The sequence below is a fragment of the Bradyrhizobium sp. USDA 4451 genome (assembly GCF_054822585.1).
Genome location: NZ_JBTRCH010000001.1, coordinates 6,498,567 through 6,518,775, shown reverse-complemented (window position 1 = coordinate 6,518,775; position 20,209 = coordinate 6,498,567). Strand labels below are relative to the sequence as shown.

The 20,209-nt window shown below is 66.0% G+C and carries 21 protein-coding genes and 1 pseudogene; 12 read left to right on the top strand and 10 right to left on the bottom strand.

The genetic code is table 11. The annotated features are described in order from the left end of the window. Positions 1 to 343: 343 nt before the first annotated feature. Genes ACVMB0_RS30340 through mdcA form a run of 7 tightly spaced genes read right to left on the bottom strand, consistent with a single transcriptional unit; the run spans position 344 to position 6,358 of the window. Complete coding sequence (locus ACVMB0_RS30340; RefSeq protein ID WP_461348569.1) at positions 344 to 1,261, bottom strand: acyltransferase domain-containing protein; 918 nt, start codon at positions 1,259 to 1,261, stop codon at positions 344 to 346. Further along, positions 1,261 to 2,109 (bottom strand): triphosphoribosyl-dephospho-CoA synthase MdcB, encoded by an 849-nt coding sequence (gene mdcB, locus ACVMB0_RS30335; protein ID WP_461348568.1) that lies wholly within the window; start codon positions 2,107 to 2,109, stop codon positions 1,261 to 1,263. Before mdcB ends, ACVMB0_RS30340 begins: the two co-directional genes overlap by 1 nt. After that, positions 2,106 to 2,753, bottom strand: coding sequence for a malonate decarboxylase holo-[acyl-carrier-protein] synthase (mdcG, locus tag ACVMB0_RS30330; RefSeq protein WP_461348567.1), 648 nt, complete (start codon positions 2,751 to 2,753; stop codon positions 2,106 to 2,108). Before mdcG ends, mdcB begins: the two co-directional genes overlap by 4 nt. Next, positions 2,746 to 3,486, bottom strand: coding sequence for a biotin-independent malonate decarboxylase subunit gamma (gene mdcE, locus ACVMB0_RS30325; protein ID WP_461348566.1), 741 nt, complete (start codon positions 3,484 to 3,486; stop codon positions 2,746 to 2,748). Before mdcE ends, mdcG begins: the two co-directional genes overlap by 8 nt. Further along, positions 3,473 to 4,387: a biotin-independent malonate decarboxylase subunit beta gene (locus ACVMB0_RS30320; RefSeq protein ID WP_461348565.1), complete on the bottom strand. Its 915-nt coding sequence runs from the start codon at positions 4,385 to 4,387 to the stop codon at positions 3,473 to 3,475. Before ACVMB0_RS30320 ends, mdcE begins: the two co-directional genes overlap by 14 nt. Further along, the gene (gene mdcC, locus ACVMB0_RS30315) at positions 4,384 to 4,701 is read right to left on the bottom strand and encodes a malonate decarboxylase acyl carrier protein (protein ID WP_461348564.1); all 318 of its coding nucleotides are present in this window, start codon (positions 4,699 to 4,701) and stop codon (positions 4,384 to 4,386) included. Before mdcC ends, ACVMB0_RS30320 begins: the two co-directional genes overlap by 4 nt. Before the next feature lie 10 nt (positions 4,702 to 4,711). After that, positions 4,712 to 6,358 (bottom strand): malonate decarboxylase subunit alpha, encoded by a 1,647-nt coding sequence (mdcA, locus tag ACVMB0_RS30310; protein ID WP_461348563.1) that lies wholly within the window; start codon positions 6,356 to 6,358, stop codon positions 4,712 to 4,714. 194 nt (positions 6,359 to 6,552) lie between these two features. Between mdcA and madL the strand changes: the two genes are divergently transcribed. The 10 genes from madL (at position 6,553) to ACVMB0_RS30260 (ending at position 13,606) form a co-directional block, all read left to right on the top strand. After that, on the top strand, positions 6,553 to 6,993 hold the full coding sequence (madL, locus tag ACVMB0_RS30305; protein WP_461348562.1) for a malonate transporter subunit MadL: 441 nt from the start codon (positions 6,553 to 6,555) through the stop codon (positions 6,991 to 6,993). Further along, positions 6,990 to 7,754 carry a malonate transporter subunit MadM gene (madM, locus tag ACVMB0_RS30300; protein ID WP_461348561.1) on the top strand — a complete coding sequence of 255 codons (765 nt, stop codon included), beginning with the start codon at positions 6,990 to 6,992 and terminating at the stop codon, positions 7,752 to 7,754. The genes madL and madM overlap by 4 nt, the downstream gene beginning before the upstream one ends. Beyond that, positions 7,755 to 8,471 carry a GntR family transcriptional regulator gene (locus tag ACVMB0_RS30295; RefSeq protein WP_456754157.1) on the top strand — a complete coding sequence of 239 codons (717 nt, stop codon included), beginning with the start codon at positions 7,755 to 7,757 and terminating at the stop codon, positions 8,469 to 8,471. A 21-nt stretch (positions 8,472 to 8,492) separates the two neighbouring features. After that, complete coding sequence (locus ACVMB0_RS30290) at positions 8,493 to 9,008, top strand: GNAT family N-acetyltransferase (protein ID WP_461348560.1); 516 nt, start codon at positions 8,493 to 8,495, stop codon at positions 9,006 to 9,008. After that, positions 8,990 to 9,451, top strand: a complete 462-nt coding sequence (locus ACVMB0_RS30285; RefSeq protein ID WP_461348559.1) for a cupin domain-containing protein — start codon at positions 8,990 to 8,992, stop codon at positions 9,449 to 9,451. The genes ACVMB0_RS30290 and ACVMB0_RS30285 overlap by 19 nt, the downstream gene beginning before the upstream one ends. 84 nt (positions 9,452 to 9,535) lie before the next feature. Beyond that, positions 9,536 to 9,718 (top strand): hypothetical protein, encoded by a 183-nt coding sequence (locus tag ACVMB0_RS30280; protein ID WP_212014982.1) that lies wholly within the window; start codon positions 9,536 to 9,538, stop codon positions 9,716 to 9,718. Positions 9,719 to 9,948: 230 nt separating this feature from the next. Then, positions 9,949 to 10,434 (top strand): copper chaperone PCu(A)C, encoded by a 486-nt coding sequence (locus tag ACVMB0_RS30275; protein ID WP_456754160.1) that lies wholly within the window; start codon positions 9,949 to 9,951, stop codon positions 10,432 to 10,434. 159 nt (positions 10,435 to 10,593) lie between these two features. Next, positions 10,594 to 12,366: a PQQ-dependent dehydrogenase, methanol/ethanol family gene (locus ACVMB0_RS30270; protein WP_456754161.1), complete on the top strand. Its 1,773-nt coding sequence runs from the start codon at positions 10,594 to 10,596 to the stop codon at positions 12,364 to 12,366. A gap of 71 nt (positions 12,367 to 12,437) precedes the next feature. Continuing rightward, on the top strand, positions 12,438 to 12,980 hold the full coding sequence (locus ACVMB0_RS30265; RefSeq protein WP_456754162.1) for a c-type cytochrome: 543 nt from the start codon (positions 12,438 to 12,440) through the stop codon (positions 12,978 to 12,980). Continuing rightward, positions 12,977 to 13,606: a hypothetical protein gene (locus ACVMB0_RS30260; protein ID WP_461348558.1), complete on the top strand. Its 630-nt coding sequence runs from the start codon at positions 12,977 to 12,979 to the stop codon at positions 13,604 to 13,606. The genes ACVMB0_RS30265 and ACVMB0_RS30260 overlap by 4 nt, the downstream gene beginning before the upstream one ends. A gap of 157 nt (positions 13,607 to 13,763) precedes the next feature. Here the strand turns inward: ACVMB0_RS30260 and ACVMB0_RS30255 are convergent, their stop codons facing one another. The 3 genes from ACVMB0_RS30255 to ACVMB0_RS30245 all read right to left on the bottom strand — a co-directional run bounded on the left by ACVMB0_RS30255 (position 13,764) and on the right by ACVMB0_RS30245 (position 17,287). Further along, on the bottom strand, positions 13,764 to 15,473 hold the full coding sequence (locus ACVMB0_RS30255; RefSeq protein ID WP_461348557.1) for a protein kinase domain-containing protein: 1,710 nt from the start codon (positions 15,471 to 15,473) through the stop codon (positions 13,764 to 13,766). A 30-nt stretch (positions 15,474 to 15,503) separates the two neighbouring features. Continuing rightward, a complete protein-coding gene (locus ACVMB0_RS30250; RefSeq protein WP_461348556.1) occupies positions 15,504 to 16,763 on the bottom strand; it encodes an MFS transporter in 1,260 nt (419 codons plus the stop codon). 332 nt (positions 16,764 to 17,095) lie between these two features. Then, positions 17,096 to 17,287: a hypothetical protein gene (locus tag ACVMB0_RS30245; RefSeq protein WP_461348555.1), complete on the bottom strand. Its 192-nt coding sequence runs from the start codon at positions 17,285 to 17,287 to the stop codon at positions 17,096 to 17,098. A 114-nt stretch (positions 17,288 to 17,401) separates the two neighbouring features. On the opposite strand from ACVMB0_RS30245, the pseudogene nirB reads away from it, so the two are divergent. Next, positions 17,402 to 19,862, top strand: a pseudogene (gene nirB, locus ACVMB0_RS30240) (nitrite reductase large subunit NirB). Then, positions 19,859 to 20,188, top strand: coding sequence for a nitrite reductase small subunit NirD (nirD, locus tag ACVMB0_RS30235; protein WP_456754168.1), 330 nt, complete (start codon positions 19,859 to 19,861; stop codon positions 20,186 to 20,188). The pseudogene nirB and the gene nirD overlap by 4 nt, the downstream one beginning before the upstream one ends. Positions 20,189 to 20,209 lie beyond the last annotated feature (21 nt).

The following is a 20,209-nucleotide window of genomic DNA, read 5'->3' as shown; positions in this document are numbered from 1 at the left end:
TTTGGGGCATGTTCCAGCCGCACGTCTTGTGCAAGCTAAGGCTACCGGGATTTTGCATTTCCTTCCTGGGGCTAGAGCCAACGCCGCCCGCAAATATTTCAAACGAGCGCCGTTGTGCTGATGAGAACCACCGCCCCATCACAGCATCCTGCTCCCGCGTGCGGAGGCGGCCATAAGGCACATGCCCACGAGCGAAGCGATCATCACCGTCGCCTTGTTGGTGATCTTCGCGCTCGTGATCTGGTATGGCGCCATACCGTAAGGACACGGATAAAATCGGCGCAGGATGCGCGCTGGGCTCAGGGCTTCGGAGAACCACTGATCTCGATCGCGGCGTCGCCGGCTAGTCGAGAGCCGTCCAGCTTCGCAAGCCGTCGATGCCGTGAAACCCGTCGGCCGCGTAGCAGCGGATCGAGGGCAGGAAGGCCTGCGCCATCTCGGCGAGCGCATGCCCCGGACCGAGGTCCAGCACCCGCGTGATCCCCAGTTCGGAGAGCGCCGTCAGCGTCGTTGCCCAGTCGATCGGTTGCGCGACCTGGCGTGCGAGCTTCGCTGTCGCACGGCTTGGCGTGAAGATGCGCTCACCATCGCCACCCGCGAGCAGGATGCGCTGGCCCGAGATGGGAAAGCGCTTGCTGGCGTCGAGCGCCTGGCGCAGCGGGCCGCAGGCCTGCTCAAGGCGTGACGTGTGCGAAGCGATTTTCACGGCGAGAAGCCCGCTGCGCGCGCCCGCTGTTGCGGCCTCTTCGCAGAGCGCGATCACATCCGGCTCGGCGCCGCCGACCACGAACAGGAGGTCCGGATTTTTGATCGCGATCTCGCAGCGGTGTTTTTCGAGCAGCCGGTCGAGGGTGGCCCGGTCGAGCCCGCGGACATAGCCGAGGCGGCCGTCCGGTCCTGCCGCACTGTCCATCAGCCGGGCGCGAATCTCGGTCAGCCGCAAGGCCTCGTCGGCGGTCCAGATTCCGGCAATGCTCCAGGCTGCCATCTCGCCGACGCTGTAGCCGGTGACGGCGGTCTCCCGCGCGAGCAGGTCGGCGAGGCAGGCATGGATCGCGAGCGCCGATGTGACGGTCAGGATCTGGCTGACGCGATTGGCGGACAGCTGGTCGGCGCTTGCTGCCCTGACCAGCGTCCGCGGGTCCTCGCCGAGACAGGCCGTTGCGGCGGCAAACACCGGCTCCGCGGCAGGCTCACCGGCGACCAGATCGAAGATCGTGTCGGAGAGGGTGCCTTGTCCGCCGCAGATCAATGCAAGCATCAGCGTTCCAGCCGGTCGATGAACAGCGCCATGGCCAACAGGTCGGCCGAGCCGCCGGGGCTCAGATTACGCGCCACGAATGCGCGATGAATGTTGGTGGCGCGCGCGCGCCAGCCACAGGATCCGACGCCTCCGCTGGCAAGAAATGCCGATGCGCTGGCCTGCGCGAAGTGCAATCCCTCCGCGCCGCCCCGATGCAGGAGGTTGGTATCGGTGACAGCGGCGATCAGCGTCATGCAGGTCTGAACTCGCACCGCTTCCTCATCATGCGGTGCCAGCCTCCGCGCCGCATGCAGCGCAGGAAGGGCGATGTCATAGACGGAGCGGAAGCCACCGGCCGCTTCCGCCTTGGCGCCGCCGGCGCCGTGGCGGCGTGCGGCCACCGCGCCATGGCTGCGCAGCGAGACCGGGCCGGAGAGGATGGCATCGCCCCAACGTTGCGACACCAGTTCGCCCAGCGACTTGGTAATGCCGAGCGCGCCGCGATATCCGGCCGCGGCGCACAGCAGGCCCAGCCCGAAGATCGCGCCGCGGTGCGTGTTGACGCCGGAGGTCACAGCCATCATGGCGCGTTCCGCGGCAACTCCGATGGCGCGCAACCGGTTCATGCCGGCACCCTCGGCGCCGGCGGCCGCCAGATCGCGGAAGAAGGGCGCCAGCGTGTCGGCGCTCAGGCACAGCAGCGCGGCGTCCATATCCCCGTGCGCGCCGTTGTCGACATGGCTGACCAGCCCCGGCTTCGGATAGGTCGCGACCTCGAGCTTCAAGCACAGCGCGGCAAGCCGACCGATCTGCTCCGCATCGGCCTCGCGTCGCGGCCGTGATTGCCATTTCAGCGCGGCGTTCACGACGTCCGCCCCGACAGAAACGCTGCGCGCGTCACGCCGGTGACGCCGACAGGTCCCTTCACAATAACTTCGTCCTCGTCGCTGCCGGTCAGTTCGCGCCACTGCACGCCGCCGGCCCGACCGACGATCTCTCCGTCGAGCCGCATCGGCGCCTGCGCCGCAATCGCAGCGATGTCGGACGGCAGGCTCTGCGCCTGCCGCGCTGACGCCAGCGGCCAGAGCAGATCGAGGTCTGAATTGTCCGACAGATAGGGCAGCCCGGTGAGATGCTGCCACGCCAGGCTGCCGAAGGTGCGGGTCTCCGGCACAAGCCGGACGAGGTGTCCGATCGTCTCGCGCCACTGCGTCGGCGCTGTGGCGGCGGCATCGGCGAGCAGGGGCGGCGGGGCGGACGCGACGATGTCGCCGGGCGCGAGCGCCAGCGCAAGGCGTCGTTTGCCGTGGCTCGGCGGCAGCGGCAGGCCGAGCGGAATCATGCCCGCTCCATCGCTGCAAGCCGGCCGCCGGACGATGAGCGGACGATCCGCGCGCGCCCATTCTGCGATGATCGGTTCAACGGCGAGTTGGGGATAGCAGCGCATCGCTGCGCTCCATCCCGCGGCCGAGACCTTCACCATGGTGTGGCGATCCAAGGCGTCAGCCATGTTGCGTCTCCTGCGGCGCGGACGCTGCGAGCGTCACGACGCGGTCGGCGATCTCTGCAGCCTTTCGCCGTCCGCCGCGCTCGGCACCGAGCCGGCCGCGCGGGTCCGGTCCTTGCGGACGCTCGAGGATCGCGGCGAGCTGCGGCGCCAATGGCGCGCGTTCGTCCAGAACTGTCTGAATGCCGCCGGTTTGCACCATGTTCTCGAGACCCGGAGCGAACACCGGGGTCGCTTCCGCCTTGGCCTTGAGCACGTCGATCGGAAGCTTGGTGACCCGCGCCATCGACGGCAGATCCATCACCGCGGGATGCGCGCCGGGCAGCGCGACCAGCGTGCCGGCTGCGAGGGCGGTGGCGATGAACGCGCCGGCTGCGCTGCCGCCGTAGAGCAGGGCGACGGTGCGGTGTCCTTCCGCTTCCGCCAGCATCAAGGCCTTGGCGAGATGCGCCAAATATTCGCTGAGGCCGAGCAGTTCGTCGCGCCGGCTCATGCGTTGGCTCGACGAATCCACCAGGAGCAGGATCGGCGCGCGATCGCCTGATTTGACGATCTCGAGCACACGCCTTGCCAGCACAATCGCCTCGTCGACGCCGAGCGGCTGTCCCTGGGTCATGCCGAGCACGTGGACCGGGCCTGCACCGGGAAGGATCGCCGATCCCGCAATCATCGCGCTGCTGATGTCGATGTTGCTGCCGTTCGGGAACAGGCCGGCCAGGATGTCATCGAGCGTCATCGGCGTTCTCCCTGTTGGTCGCCGCGCGAAGAAATGCGTCGGTCGAAAGCGCGGGGATTTCGGCCGGCTGGTCGATGCCGAGCACCTGCCAGATCTCGACCGCGTCCTTGGCCGCGCCGAAGCGTTGCAGTCGCCGTTCCAGGCGTGTCTGCTCGGCGTCGAGAACAGCCACACCGCAACCGCGTGTGACCTCGAGCGCGTCGATCACAGCCCGGCGAAACGCCAATGCCTCGTCGTCGACGAATATGTCGGCGCCGCCGATCAGGTAGCGGTGCTTGCCGCCCATGGTGCGCCAGACCAGCGCGCGGTCGCGCGAGTCGAACTCCTCGATGCCCTTGTTGGTCTCGATCACCTCGGGACCGCTGACGCTGATCCGGCCCTGTTCGGAGACGATCAGGCGCGAGCAGGTGCCGGCGATCAGGCTGCCGCCGCCATAGCATCCGGCGCGTCCGCCGATCACACCGATCACGTTGACGCCGGCGCGCCGTGCCTCGATGATCGCGCGCATGATCTCCGCGATGGCGAGCTCGCCGGCATTGGCTTCCTGAAGCCGCACGCCTCCGGTGTCGAACAGGATCAGCACGTCCTGCTGAAGCGCGCGCGCGGCGCGCAGCAGCCCGGTGAGCTTGGCGCCGTGGACCTCGCCGAAGGCGCCGCCCATGAAGCGTCCTTCCTGTGCCGCGACCAGCACCGGCGAGCCGTCGAGGCGGCCGCGCCCGACCACGATGCCGTCGTCGAACTGCTCAGGCAGGTCGAAGATCGACAGATGCGGGCTCATCTCGCGCTGCTCGGGGCCAATGAATTCGACAAAGCTGCCGGGATCGAGCAGCGCATCAACGCGCTGCCGGGCGCTCGCCTCGTACCAGCTCAGCGAATCCGTGTTGGCGGTGGCCGCGGTCATCGTTCCGGCTCCTCGATCTTGCGGACGCCCTGGGCGAGGCGCAGCGCGACCGTGTCGGGCCGGGCGCCGCCGTCATTGATGGAGATGCGCAAGCCGCCGGCAGGGCGGCGGGCGACGAAATCGCGAACCACGGCGTCCCAGACCGCGCCGAAGCCGTGAGCTGCGGTCGCGATGTCGATCATGCAGACGTCGGCCGGGGTGCTGCGTTCCAGCAGCACCTCGAGATTGCCGGAGGCGACGACGCCGACGATCGCCTGTCTGCGGGTGCCGCCGGCACGCGTCGGAGCGGATAGTCGGAAGCTGAGCGTTTCCATGCAAAACTCCTCACCAATTGCGGAAGCGGCTGGGCGGACGATAGAGTCCGCCGGACGCCAGCATGAGATCCTTGATTGAGCGGGCGGCGAGCAGGCGGCGATCGGCGTCGAGCGGATCGATGCCGAGATCTTCCGGGCGCCGGATCACGCCGCGCGCGCGCAGCTTCTCGACCAGCCTGGAATCGCGGGCGCGGCCGATGTCGGTGTAGCCGGCAACACCGCGGATCGCCTGCTCGCGCTCGTCCTTGTCGCGGCACATCAGGAGGTTGGCGATGCCTTCCTCGGTGACGATGTGTGTGACGTCGTCGGCGTAGACCATGACGGGCGCGAGATCGAGCTTGAGCGCGCTTGCCAGTTCCAACGCGTCGAGCCGCTCGACGAACAGCGGCGCGTTGCGCTCGCCGAAGGTCTCGCCGATCTGCACCACCAGCTTGCGGCCGCGGCGCAGCGCGGCGTCGGAATCCGGCGCGGCCTCGCCGCCGGCCTTGAGCCAGGGTTCGCTCGGGTGGCGGCGGCCGCGCGGGTCGGAGCCCATGTTCGGCGCGCCGCCGAAGCCCGCGATGCGGCTGGTCGTCACCGTCGAGCTGTGGCCTTCGAGGTCGATCTGCAGCGTCGATCCGATGAACATGTCGCAGGCATAGAGGCCTGCGGTCTGGCAGAACGCGCGATTGGAGCGCAGCGAGCCGTCCGGTCCGGTGAAGAACACGTCGGGGCGCGCCGCGACATAATCCTCCATGCCGACCTCCGATCCGAAGCAATGGATTTGCTCGATCCATCCGGCTTCGATCGCCGGAATCATGGTGGGATGCGGATTGAGCGCGAAGTGGGTGCAGACCTTGCCCTTGAGGCCGAGCTTCTCGCCATAGGTCGGCAGCAGCAATTCGATCGCGGCGGTGTTGAAGCCGATGCCGTGATTGAGCCGGCGCACGCCATAGGGCGCGTAGATGCCCTTGATGGCGAGCATCGCGGTCAGGATCTGGGTCTCGGTGATCGCCGCGGGATCGCGCGTGAACAGGGGCTCGACATAGAACGGCCGGCCGGCTTCGACCACGAAATGCACGAGGTCGCCGGGGATGTCGACGCGCGGCACCTTGTCGACGATCTCGGTGACCTGGGCCACGACGAGGCCGTTCTTGTAGCTGGTCGCCTCGACCACCGTCGGCGTGTCTTCGGTGTTCGGCCCCGTATAGAGGTTGCCGTCCTTGTCGGCGCTGACGGCTGCGATCAGCGCGACGTTCGGCGTCAGATCGATGAAGTAGCGCGCGAACAGCTCGAGATAGGTATGGACGGCGCCGAGCTCGATCTTGCCGCCGAACAGCATCCGCGCGATGCGCGCCGATTGCGGGCCCGAATAGGAGAAGTCGAGCCGCCGCGCGAGGCCCTTCTCGAAGATGTCGAGGTGGGACGGCAGCACCACGCCCGACTGCACCATGTGGAGATCGCTGATCTCGGCAGGGTCGAGGTCTGCGAGCGCCGAGGCGAGGATGTCGGCCTGCTTCTGGTTGTCACCCTCGAGGCACACCCGATCACCTGACCGGATCACTGCGTTCAGGAACGCAGGCAGCCGCGGGATCGGGACGATCTTTCCGTCGGCGTGCCGCCGACCGGCGGCGAGGCGCTCGCGCAGCGCGGCCTTTTGCATACCCCAATCGCTCATTTCGGGCTCCTCGGCATGCGAGATGGGCTTCGATGCCGATCAATGTATGCGTATTGCGTCGTTCTGTCAACTAATGTATACGATAATCAATAAACGACGGATATCCGCATACACAGGAGGAAATTCACGATGCGAATGCATACGAAGCGTCCAAGTCCTGCTGCCGGCGCCCTGCTCACCGCGGGGAGGCGCCCGTGACCATTTCCGGTGTCGCGCTGCTCGCGATCTGCACCCTGCTGGGAGGCTTCCTGGGCGACCTGCTCGGCGTCGCCCTCGGCGTGAAGGCCAATGTCGGCGGCGTCGGCATTGCGATGATTTTTCTGATTGCGGCCCGGCTCTGGCTGGTGCGCCGCAAGCTGCTCAGCTACGGGCTCAAGACCGGCGTCGAGTTCTGGGGCAGCTTCTACATTCCGATCGTGGTCGCCATGGCGGCGCAACAGAACGTCGTCGCCGCGGCGAAAGGCGGACCGATCGTCATCATCGCCGGCGCCGGTGCCGTCGCCGTGTGCTTCGCGATGGTCGCCCTGATCGGCCGGCTCAGCGGCCCGGTCGAGACGATGGACGAGATCGAGGCGCGCGAGGCCGAGACGCTTCCCGCGCCGGTGCCGCAGTTCAAGTCCGGGAGGATCGCATGAGCATGCTGTCTCACGTGCTCGTCGCGAATTCGCTGATCACTGCGTTCGCCGCGGTCGGGGTCCTGATGTGGATCTCCGGAGCGATCTCGAAATATTTCACCTTCGGGCGCATTCACGGCTCGGCGATCGCGATCATGCTGGGTCTCGCGCTGGCCTTTCTCGGTGGCCTCTTCACCGGCGGCGAGAAGGGCGTCGCCGACCTGCCGGCGCTGGCCGGGATCGGCCTGATGGGCGGCGCGATGCTGCGCGACTTTGCCATCGTCGCCACCGCCTTCGAGGTCGACGTCGTGCATGCGCGCAAGGCCGGGGTGATCGGTGCGGTCGCGCTCGGCCTGGGAACCGTGGTCCCGTTCATTCTCGGCGTTCTCGTCGCCGCGGCGTTTGGCTACACTGATGCCGAATCATTGACGACGATCGGTGCCGGCGCGGTCACCTACATTGTGGGACCGGTCACCGGGGCGGCCATTGGTGCATCCTCGCCGGTTATCGCCCTTTCGATTGCGACCGGTGTGTTCAAGGCGGTGATCGTGATGATCGGCACGCCGTTCGTGGCCAGGATGATCGGCCTCGACAATCCGCGCAGCGCCATGGTGTTCGGCGGATTGATGGGGACGGTCAGCGGGGTTTCCGGAGGGCTCGCCGCGACCGACCGGCGGCTGGTGCCATACGGGGCGTTGACGGCGACATTCCATACGGGATTGGGATGCCTGGTCGCGCCGTCTGTCCTTTACTTCGCGGTGCGTGCGATCACAGGAGGCTAGATGGCAGGTTTGCTCAAGGTCGCGACCGATCCGGAAGACGATGGGGGATTGCTCTCCGATCGGATCCGGAACGCGTTGACCGACGAGATCGCGTCGGGCGCGCTGGTTGCCGGTTCGGCCCTGGAGGAGCAGCAGCTCGCCGATCGCTTTGGTGCCTCGCGCACGCCGGTGCGGGAGGCGCTTCGCCAGCTCGTGGTCAGCGGCCTGGTCGAGGTGCGCGGCCGCCGCGGCCTGGTCGTGGCGCGGATGACGCCCGAGCGCATCATGGACATGTTCGAGACCAGCGCCGAGGTGGAGGCGATGTGCGTCAGGCTTGCGACCTATCGCATGACCCCGCTCGAGCGCAGCCATCTGATCGAGCTCCACGAATCCTCGCGGGCGATGGTCGAGGCGAATGACGTCGATGCCTATGATGCGTTCAACCGGCAATTCCATGAATGCATCTACAGCGCGACGCATAACTCGTTCATGGCGGAGCAGGCGCAGGACGTGCGTGCGCGGCTCAGCGCCTTCCGCCGCACGCAATTGCGGCAGGGCGACCGTATCCGCAAGTCGCGGGATGAGCACGACGCCATCATGCAGGCGATCGCGGAAGGCGATGGCGAGACCGCATCACGCAGGATGCGTGCGCACATGCTGAACGCCGCAGCGGCGCTGCGACGCTATATCGATGATCGCCTCAGGCCCGTCGATGGGCCTGCGGCCGATAACGCCTGAGCGTAGCGGTACGGAATGAACATGCAATCCATCGAGCTCCGGCGCCTGTTGCCCGCGGATGCGGCGCTCTATCGCGACATCCGCCTCGAAGCGCTGCGCATGAGTCCGGAGGCGTTCGGCAGCGCCTATGAGACGGAGAGCGTGCACCCCGTCGAATGGTTCGCGGAGCGGCTGACGCGCGGCGCGGTGATCCTCGGCGCGTTCCGGGGCGACGAAATCGCAGGGATCGTCGGCTTCGTGGCGGCGGAAGGGCCGAAGCAACGGCACAAGGGCGCGCTGGTCAGCATGTATGTGCGGCCGGCGGCGCGGCGCGGCGGTGTCGGCCGGCTTCTGGTCGAAGCCGCGCTCGAACTTGCAGCTGAAACGGTCGAGCTGGTGCAGCTCGTCGTCGTGAAGGGCAACGAGCCGGCGGTTCGGCTCTACGAGAGCATGGGTTTCGTCGCGTACGGGCTGGAGCAGCGCGCGTTGAAGATCGACGGCCGCTACTACGACGATATCCTGATGGCGAAGGATCTGCCATGCCGAAGATCGACCTGACAAACGTGCCGGAACGCAAGGGGACCGGCTATCCGGCCGAGTTCGCCGCGTTGTCTGCGGAGCGGGTGCGGCAACGGCTCGGCGATGCCGGCGGGCTCGCCGATTTCGGCATCAATCTGATGCGGCTGCCGCCGGGCAACTGGTCGAGCCAGCGCCACTGGCATTCGGACGAGGACGAGTTCGTCTATGTGCTCGCGGGCGAGCTGGTGCTGGTGGAGGACGGCGGCGAGACGGTGCTGCGCGCCGGCGATTGCGCGGCATTTCCGAAAAACTCCGGCAACGGGCATCACATGATCAACAGGTCGCAGATGACGGCGACCTATCTCGAAGTCGGCTCGCGTTCGCGCGCCGATGTCATCACCTGCTCCGATATTGACATGATGAGCCCGAGCTCCGACGGCCGCTTCCTGCACAAGGACGGGACGCCTTACGACAGATCCTGAACCGCGGCTGGCTCCCACGCTGTGAAATCGGGCGTTGCGGATTGGCCGGCGGAGGGTCAATCTTCCGCAAGGGAGCGCGCCACGATGGCGGAATGGTATTTCATCTGGATCGACGGCCCGCGCGGGCCTGAGCCGCAGAAATGGTCGTCGGACGCGCTGTGGGGGCAGGTGGCGCGTCAGGACATCATTGTCCGGTTTCCCTTGAGCGATCGCGAGGCCGGATTGTCGCTCGACCAGCTGGCGCGGCTGCACCCGGTGCCGCAGTGATCCTATGCGAAGACGTCAAACCACCAGAGCTGGTTGCGCACATGCGTGCGATCACCTCACGCGGTGCAGTATGTGCTGCATCGCGCTCTGCCTGCGTTAGCGTATCGAGAACGCTCATGCGCAAAAATGTAGCACGAATCGCAGGAAGCCGAGTTCCCGATGTTCAATCGCTGGCAGCGCGCGGCGAAGCATGAAACAATGCCGCAAAAATCACGATGGGAGAAAACTTGATGTCGTTCGAGCGGGAGTTGCATGGCGTCGTTGCGTGCCGGTCGGTTAAGTGCAGCTCATGGATCGCGTTGCCATTATTCTGCCTGATCGGCACGTTCGGAGTGATGCCTAACGCCGTCGCGAACGAATCCTTGGCAATTGTGGATGCGCGCGTACCGGCGGTCGACAAAGCGGGCGGGGACCTTCCCTTGACGATGACGATCAAGAATGAGGCAGACAGCGCCGACGCGCTGCTCCGTGTCCGTTGTCCGGTGGCGAATTTTTCCGAACGTCACACCGTCGATCGCGGCGAAGGCACACCAGCCATGCGTTCGATTCCGAACATTCCGGTGCCTGCAAAGGCTACGCTCGAGTTGAAGCGCGACGGCTATCACGTCATGCTGCTGCAGTTGCGTCAGGTGCTCGCTCCCGGCGAGACGTTCAAATGCGCGATCGTTTTTCAGAAAGCAGGAACCATCGAGACGGAGGTAACGGTCCAGAAGTGACCCAAGACAAGTAACTCAAGACAAGTAACTCAAGACAAGTGACTGGGAATGCGGCGGGTGGCACAGCCAATCGCCGGGACTCAAGGCTTCTCGCGCGATCGCCCGTATGTGACGGGCTATCGATCAATGAAGAATGCTGGATCCGGAGGAAATACATCCATGACAAGGTTGAATTGGGTAAAATCTCATATGCTCGCGGCGGCCGTAGCATCCGCAGCGACCTTGGCGGGCTCTTTCGCGCTCGCCGACGACGTCAACCAGGATCGCCTGCTCAATGCTGACAAGGAAGCAGGCAACTGGCTGCACCATCACAAGAACTATTCGGCGACCCGCTTCTCGTCGCTGACCGACATCAACAAGGACAACGTCAAGAACCTGAAGGTCGCCTGGACCATGGCGCTTGGCGGCGTCGAGGGCGGTGGAATCTGGTCGCATGGCGGCCTGGAGGGAACGCCGATCGTCGAGAACGGGTTCATGTACGTCACCGACGGCTGGGGCTCGGTCTACAAGATCGATGCGCATGGCGGCAAAGGCGTGCTGGTCTGGAAGATGGATCCCAAGACCGACCACGACTGGGCCGGCGCGGTGGCCTGCTGCGGCGTCGACAACCGCGGCGTCGCGTTGTGGAATAACCTCGTCATCTCGCACACGCTCGACGGCCGCCTGATCGCGACCAACAAGGAGACCGGGCAGGTCGCCTGGCAGCGTCAGGTCGCCGATCCCGACAAGGGCGAGGTGATCACCGGCGCTCCGCTGATCGTCAAGGACAAGGCGATTTCGGGCGTGGCCGGTGCGGAATACGGCATTCGCGGCTGGATCGCCGCCACCGACCTGAACAGCCAGAAGGAAGTCTGGCGCACCCACACCATCCCGGGCAAGGACGAGGCGGGGGCGGAGACCTGGAAGGACGACAAGAACGCCAAAGCGAGCGGCGGCGGCTCGACCTGGGTCACCGGCAGCTACGACCCCTCGACCAACACCATCGTCTGGGGCGTCGGCAATCCCGGACCGGACTGGGATAATGAATACCGGCCCGGCGATAACCTCTATACCGACTCGTCGCTTGGTCTCGACGCCGACACCGGCAAGATCAAGTGGCACTACCAGCACACGCCGAACGATCCCTACGACTATGACAGCGTGGCGGAGAACGTGCTGGTCGACGTTCCCGGTCCGAACAACACGACGCTGAAGCTCGCGCTCGAGGCCGACCGCAACGGCTTTGCCTATGCGGTCGATCGCAACAGCGGCAAGTTCGTCTGGGGTCTGCCCTTCGTCAAGAAGGTGACCTGGACCAAGGGGCTCGATCCCGAGTCCGGCAAGCCGGTGGAGTACGATCCGAAGCAGGGCGTGCAGAAGTACAATGCGTCGGTCACGCCGAGCCGCACCAACAAGGAAACGGATATCTGCCCCGGCAACATGGGCGGCAAGAACTGGCCGCCGACCGCGTATAATCCGAACCTGAAGCTCTGGTACATTCCGGTGATCGAGAGCTGCAATCACATCAAGGTCGAGGAGATGACGCCGGACAAGGTGAAGGCGCGCGAGTTCTTCACCGGCGGCGGGCCGAGCCAGAACGTCAAGATCACCGGCAGCGTGACCGCGATCGACGTCACCACCGGCAAGGTGGCAGGGAAGGCGGAGACGCAATTCCCGAACCTCGGCGGCATCCTGGCGACGCCTGACCTGGTGTTCTCCGGACAGCCGTCCGGCGAGGTGATCGCCTACGACGCGAAGTCGCTGCAGCAGCTCTGGCAGTTCAACACCGGCGGTGGCGTCAACGCGCCCCCGATCACGTTCTCGGTGGACGGCAAGCAGTATGTCGCGATCCTGGTCGGCCTCGGCGGAGCCTGGGACAAGTGGTTCATCGATGCCACGCCCGAGCTGAAGCGGATGCAGCCGGGCTCGATGCTCTACGTGTTCGCCCTTTGACGTCGCAAGCGCGGGAGGCTCCGAAACGGAGTCTCCCGCGTTCGATTTGGCCGAGAGAAGAAACAAGACACATGAAGCAAAACTGGCTGGTTGGCGCGTGGCTCGGCTGCGCGCTGGTAATGGGATTCGTGGCGACGGCGCAGGCCCAGTCGGCGAGCGATCCGACCGATGCGGGCAAGGCGGTGTTCAAGCGCGGCAATTGCATGGGCTGCCACAAATGGCACGGCAATGGCGGCGGCGGCTATGGCGGCGACGCGCTGTCGCTGCGTAAGACCGAGCTGACGCGCGAGCAGATCATCGAGACCGTGACATGCGGGCGGCCGGGCACCGGCATGCCGTTCTTCGTGCGCGGCTCCTACGACACCACGAAATGCTACGAGATGAGCCGACAGGACGTCGCCGACCGCATGCCGCCGGAGGCGAACGTGTTCCTGCGGCCGAACGAGATCGAGGCGGTCGCCGACTACGTGCTCGCCCACGTCAAGGGCAAGGGCGAGCCGAACTACGACGAATGCATCACCTTCTTCGGCGACGGCTCGCGCGTCTGCAACATCTACAAGGAGGCCGGCCATGCCGCCGCGCCGTCCGACCCAAGCGAGAAGGCAAAGCCATGAGCAAGCAGAGATCGGCAATTCGTGGTTTGGTTTTTGCTGCGTCCGTCACGGCTGCGGTGCCGGCGATGGCGACCGCGGGAGACCTGCGCGACATCAATGTCGGCATGGCGATATCAAGCGTGCCCGACGCGGGCTACATCAACCTGACCTGCGCCGGCGAGAAGACCACCCACCGACTGGCGGAATGGGCGCAATGGTCGAACTGCCCGGAAGGGCCGGACCAGCTGCGCGGCATTCGCTTCGAGTATGATCGCGAGACCGCGCGCGAAGGCACCATGGTCGCCGGCCATCCCGCGATCCTGACGGTGATGATCGACAAGGATGCCAAGATCGCCGCGCTGACCATCGAGACCGATCCGAAGGCGCGGCTCTATCTGCGCAAGAAGGCGTTCCTGCTCGGCCTGCAAGCCAAGTCGCGCTACGGCGAGGACGGCTGGAGCTGCGTCGAGGCGAAGCCGGGCGCCGACAAGCAGGAGGTCGGCGGAGTCTTCGTCGACGAGACATGCAGCAAGACCACCGACGGCCGGACCGTCGAGATCGAGCGGCATCTCTATCGCGAGCCCAACAAGGAGCTCAAGGACATGACCGACGAGACCCGGATCACGATCCGCCGCGCGGGGTCTTAGGTATTCTTGCTGCGTCACAAGCGCGTTTCCGCTGATCCTGAGGGACTGTGAACCAATCCAGCCGTCATTGCGAGCGAAGCGAAGCAATCCATCTGCCCGCAGACGCGGTTGGATGGATTGCTTCGTCGCTATCGCTCATCGTAATGACGACGGAAGCCTAATGCCGCGCCAGCAGCACCACGACGATCAGCGCCAGGATCGCGCACAGCACCTTCCAGAACGTCACGGGATCGCGGTCGTGCAGCGATTTGCGGGTGGCGACGGCGGGGCCGGCCCAGGTCGCGCCGGTTTCCAGCTCATGCGCGAACTCGATGGCGTCGCCGAAGCGTTGCGCGGGCTCGACGCTGAGCGCCTTGCCGATCACGGCATCGAGCCAGGCCGGCAGGTCCGGCCGGTAGCGTGACAGCGGTGCCGGCTTGCCGAACCGCGGCCGCGAGAACGGCTCGATCTCGCCGAACGGATAGTTCGCGGTGAACATGCGATACACCGTGACGCCGAGCGCGAACAGATCCGACGCCTCGTCGCCGGCCTTGCCGCCGAACAGCTCGGGCGCCATGTAGCTTGCGGTGCCCGGAATGTCCTCGGTGGGAAAATCCTCCAAGAGCGGCACGCGCGCGACGCCGAGGTCGACCAGGCGCAACCCGCCGTCTTTCAGCAGGATCACATTGTCCGGCTTGATGTCGCGATGGATGATGCCGGCGCGGTGCAGCGCCGTCACCGCGCGCACCAGCTTGGTTGCGATCGCGATACCCTCGGTCAGCGACAGCCGCGGCGCGCGGCTGAGCCGCTGCTCCAGCGTCTCGCCCTCATAGAGCGGCATCGCCGAATAGAGCCTGGTCTGGCGCTCCGCCGGCACCTCGATGATCTCGCCGATCCACAGGCTGCGCACGCGCGCGGCAACCCAGGCCTCGCGCACGAAGGCGAGGCGATAGGAGCCTTCGCTTGCGACCCGCGGATGCGGAAATTTCAGCACCACCTCGCGGCCGGCGCGCGTGTCGACGGCCTTGAATAGGCGGCTGTAGCGCCCGTCGGACAGCACGTCGCCGAGCGCAAAATCGTCGATCACCTCGCCGCTCTCCGGCAGGTCGAGGATCGGCAGCGTCGCGATCGCGTGGGTGAGGTCGTCGCGATCCGCCGGCGGCAGGTCGACGACGTCGAGCACCAGCGCCGTCGTGTTGTCGCTGCTGCCGGCCGCGAGCGCGGCATCGACGATACTGCGCGCCGATTCGTCCGGCGGCGTGCGCTCCTCGAGCAGCTGCTGGAGGCGGGGATCGCCGATCGCGCCATGAACGCCGTCGCTGCAGATCAGGAGACGGTCATGTTGCCGAAGTCCGACCGAGGTGGTGTCGAAGCGGGCGAATTCCTCGAAGCCGATGGCGCGGCTCAGCATGTGGGCGAGGTCGCCGCGGCCGGCGATGTGATCCTGGGTCAGGCGTTCTAGCCGCCCCTCGCTCAGACGATAGGCGCGGGTGTCGCCGATATGGATCACATGGCATTGCCGCCGCGACAGGATGATCGAGGAGAACGCGCAGGCCATGCCGCTGCGCGCGGCATCGACGCGGCCCTGGCCGTAGATCCAGCTGTTGGCGGCTTCCAGCGCCCGCGCGGCACGGCGGCGGACGCCGAGCGTCTCCGGCAGCGAATAATAGGCGTCGATGAAGCTGCGGACCGCGACCTCCGCAGCCTCGCGTCCGCCCTTGTGGCCGCCGACGCCGTCGGCGACCGCGGCGACCACGTCGCGATGCAGTGTGCCCGGCTGGCCGAGGCAGGCCGCGACGTAATCCTCATTGGCGGCGCGCCTGCCGGTCTCGCTGGCAAAGCCGAAGCGAACGCCGAGATCCCTTTGCAGGTCGCGCTGCAATGCCACGTCCGGGCCCGTCCTCTCCAGAGCGAGCGATCAGACGCGCGCTCCCGACACCGCGCCCCAGGTGGTGCGCCAGCGGACCTTGACCATGGCAAGTCCGATGAAGCCAAGCAACGCCAGGGCGCCGAAGAACAGGAAGCCGGCGCCGAACCCGCCGGTCATGCCCTTGGCGTAACCGAGCGTCTGCGCCAGGAAGAAGCCGCCGACGCCGCCGGCGCAGCCGACCAGCCCGGTCATCAGGCCGATCTCGTGGCGGAAGCGCAACGGGATCAGCTGGAACACCGCGCCATTGCCCATGCCGAGCGCCAGCACGCCGATCGAGAACAACAGCACCGAGACCCAGGCGATCCGCGGCAGCTCGGTCAGCGCCCAGCCGGCCTGCGTCGGCGCGGTCGGGCCCTCCGGCATGAAGGCGATCACCAGATAGGCGGCGACCACGACGCCGAACAGGATCGACAGTGAACGAATGCCGCCGATGCGGTCCGCGATCATGCCGCCGACCGGGCGAAAGCCCGAACCGAACGCGACGATCAGCGCGACCAGCATGCCGGCCGCCACGCCCGAGACGTGATACTGCACGGTGAAATACAGCGGCAACGCGTTGGCGAGGCCGACGAAGCCGCCGAAGGTGATGAAGTAGAAGAACATGAACCAGCGGCTGTCGGAATCCTTCAGCAGCGCACCATAGGCCTTCAGCGAGATCGGCTTGCGCTCGCCCGGCGCGTCCTTGGCCGCGACCGCATAATAGGCAAGCACCATCAGCATCGGAATCAACAGGCAGCCGAACACGGCCTGCCAGCCCCAATGTTCGGCGATGCTCGGGGCCAGCAGCGTGTCGAGCACGACGCCCATGTTGCCGGCACCGGCGATCCCCATCACCACGCCCTGATATTGCGGCGGATACCAGCGGCTCGCCTGGGGCAGGGCGACCGCAAACGAGGCGCCGCCGACGCCGAGCGCAAGCCCGAACAGCTCGATCGCGAGCTTGCTGGTCAATCCGAAATGCCAGACCGACGCGGTCGCTGCGATCACGATGAGCTGGGCGATGATGCCGGTGCGCTTGGCGCCGATGATGTCGGCGAGAATGCCCATCGGCACCCGCAACAGCGCGCCGGCGAGCACGGGAATCGCGACCAAGGTGAACTTCTCGTTCACCGCCAGATTCATGTCGCGTGCGATGTAGACGATCAGCGGCCCGAGCGCGACCCACGCCATGAAACTGATGTCGAAATACAGGAACGCAGCGAGCAGGGTCGGCCAGTGACCTGCCTTCTTGAACTCGGCTAGCTTCATCGCACACGTCTCGCGGTGATGCGGCAGAGGCAGCCGCTGAACAGCGGCCATCCCGGGCGCAGATAAAATCGAATGTGGGTGAATGCACGAGTGCGCTCGTCGTTGAGACGCACTCCGTCAACAACAGAGGTCAGCAATTACCGTGCCATCGAATCGATCGCGTCGCTTTGCCTTGCAGTCGCAAGACGTTGCAAAGAGATCGCGGAGCGCGTTCGGTGCGCGCGATTGGCGTGGCTCGCAGCAAGGGCCGCCGCGCAAACGCGCACCTTGATGCTTTCTTGTGCGATGCGCCATGAGCGCGCGATGGCACATCGATCGCGGGTTCGCGATCGTCACCACGGCCGCAGATGCTGTGCTGCACAAGAGATCATCGGCGTGGCTAAAAAATCGGCCAGCTGCGGTCGCGCCGCGCGGCCGGCCAGATTCGAGGTCGCCAGAAACCCATTGATTTTGCGGCGAGATTCGTCCGCCGCGAACTGGCACGCGTTTTGAATATCAGTCAATAACGGAACATCGATCGTCATTGAGGACGGTCTGCGCCCGCGGCTGGGCTTCCTAACAACTCCAAACCTGATCGGTGTCGATCGACGACGCGCGCCGCGTCGCTGAGCACCGTCGTCGGAATTGAAAGGCAGACCATGCTCGACAAAGTGACCAAGCAGAAGCTCGTGGTGATCGGCAACGGGATGGCCGGCATCCGCACGGTGGAGGCGCTGCTCGAACGCGCGCCCGATCTCTACGACATCACCGTGTTCGGCTCCGAGCCCTACGGCAACTACAACCGCATCCTGCTGTCGCCGGTGCTCGCCGGCGAGAAGACCGTCGACGACATCATGCTCAATACCGTCGACTGGTACGAGGACAACAACATCACGCTGCGCAAGGGCGAGACGATCTCGATGATCGATCGCCGGACCTGCGAAGTCGTCACCGACGCCGGCGATCGCGTGCCCTATGACCGGCTGCTGATCGCGACCGGCTCGAATCCGATCATGCTGCCGCTGCCCGGCAAGGACCTGCCGGGCGTGATCGGCTTCCGCGACATCTATGATGTCGATCGCATGATCAAGGCCTCGACCGACTATCGCAACGCGGTCGTGATCGGCGGCGGCCTGCTCGGCCTCGAAGCCGCCAATGGGCTGATGAAGCGCGGCATGAACGTCACGGTCGTGCATCTGCTCGACACCCTGATGGAGCGCCAGCTCGATCCGGTCGCCGGCGGCCTCCTGCGCAAGTCGCTGGAAGAGCGCGGCATGGTGTTCAAGATGCCGGCGCAGACCCAGGCGATCCTGGGCGAGGAGCGCGTCACCGGCGTGCGCTTCGGCGACGGCACCGAGCTAGCGGCCGATCTCGTGGTGATGGCGGTCGGCATCCGCCCGAATTTCGAGCTCGCCAAGAAGGCCGGGCTCTACTGCGAGCGCGGCATCGTCGTCTCCGACACCATGCAGACCTATGACGGCCGCATCTACGCGGTCGGCGAATGCGTGCAGCATCGCCGCCAGGTCTACGGCCTGGTGGCGCCGCTGTTCGAGCAGGCCAAGGTCTGCGCCAACCATCTCGCGATGAAGGGCTTTGCCACCTATGACGGCTCGGTCACCTCGACCAAGCTGAAGGTCACCGGCATCGACCTGTTCTCGGCCGGCGACTTCGCGCCGGGGCCGGACAAGGAGGAGATCGTGCTGCAGGACGCCAACCGCGGCGTCTACAAGCGCATCATCCTGAAGGACAAGAAGATCGTCGGCGCGGTGCTCTACGGCGACACCATCGACGGTCCCTGGTACTTCCAGCATCTGCGCGACGGCACCGACGTCTCGCATATGCGCGAGCGCCTGGTGTTCGGCGCCGCCAATCTCGGCGACGGCGGCGTCAGCGGCCAGAACTCGGTCGCCGCGATGAGCGACGAGACCGAGATCTGGCGGCTGCAACGGCGTCTGCAAGGGCGCGATCGTCAAGGCGATCTCGGAGAAGAAGCTGTTCACGCTCGACGACGTCCGCGCCCATACCAAGGCGTCGTCATCCTGCGGTTCCTGCACCGGCCTGGTCGAGCAGGTGCTGGCGTTCACGCTCGGCGGCGACTATTCGGCGGCGCCGAAGGTCAAGCCGCTGTGCAAATGCACCGATCACAGCCATGACGACGTCCGCCGCGTCATCGTCGAGCAGCAGCTTAAGACTATTCCGGCCGTGATGCGCTTCATGGAGTGGAAGACCCTGAACGGCTGCCATTCCTGCCGTCCGGCGCTGAACTACTATCTGCTCGCGACCTGGCCCGGCGAATATCGCGACGACCAGCAGTCGCGCTTCATCAACGAGCGCGTCCACGCCAACATCCAGAAGGACGGCACCTATTCGGTGGTGCCGCGGATGTGGGGCGGCGTCACCACGCCGAGCGAGCTGCGCGCCATCGCCGATGTCGCCGAGAAGTTCAACATCCCGACCGTGAAGGTCACCGGCGGCCAGCGCATCGATTTGCTCGGCGTCAAGAAGGAGGACCTGCCGGCGGTGTGGGCCGATCTCAACGACGCCGGCATGGTGTCGGGCCACGCCTACGCCAAGGGCCTGCGCACGGTGAAGACCTGCGTCGGCTCCGAATGGTGCCGCTTCGGCACCCAGGATTCCACCGGTCTCGGCGTCAAACTCGAGAAATTCATGTGGGGCTCCTGGACCCCGGCCAAGGTCAAGCTCGGCGTCTCCGGCTGCCCGCGCAACTGTGCGGAAGCGACCTGCAAGGACGTCGGCGTGGTCTGCGTCGATTCCGGCTACGAGATCCATTTCGCCGGCGCCGCCGGCCTGCACATCAAGGGCACCGAGTACCTGACCAAGGTCGAGACCGAGGACGAGACGCTCGAGGTGATCGTGGCGCTGACCCAGCTTTATCGCGAGGAGGGTTGGTATCTCGAGCGCATGTACAAATGGTGCGACCGCGTCGGTCTCGAGCAGATCCGGAAGCGGGTGGTCGACGACGTCGCGAACCGCAAGGCGCTGTTCGCCCGTTTCGCTTATTCGCAGCAGTTCGCGCAGACCGATCCGTGGGCCGAGCGCGCCAGCCACGGCGTCGACCGCAACGAGTTCGCGCCTCTCGCCGAATTGGAGCTCGCATGACCAGCTGGATCGAAATCGGCGCGCTCGACGACATTCCGCGGCTCGGCTCGCGCGTGGTGCGCACCCCTGGCGGCAACATCGCGGTGTTCCGCACCGAGAGCGACGAGGTGTTCGCGCTCGACGACCGCTGCCCGCACAAGGGCGGGCCGCTGTCGCAGGGCATCGTGCACAACAAGCGCGTGACCTGTCCGCTGCATAATTTCGTCATCGAGCTGGCCACTGGCCAGGCGGTCGCGCCCGACGAGGGCTGCACGCATACCCATCCGGCCAAGGTCGAGAACGGCGTGGTCTGGCTGGCGGTGCGGCAGGCGGCTGCGGTGAGCTGAGCGGTCAGGGAACGAAGCGGC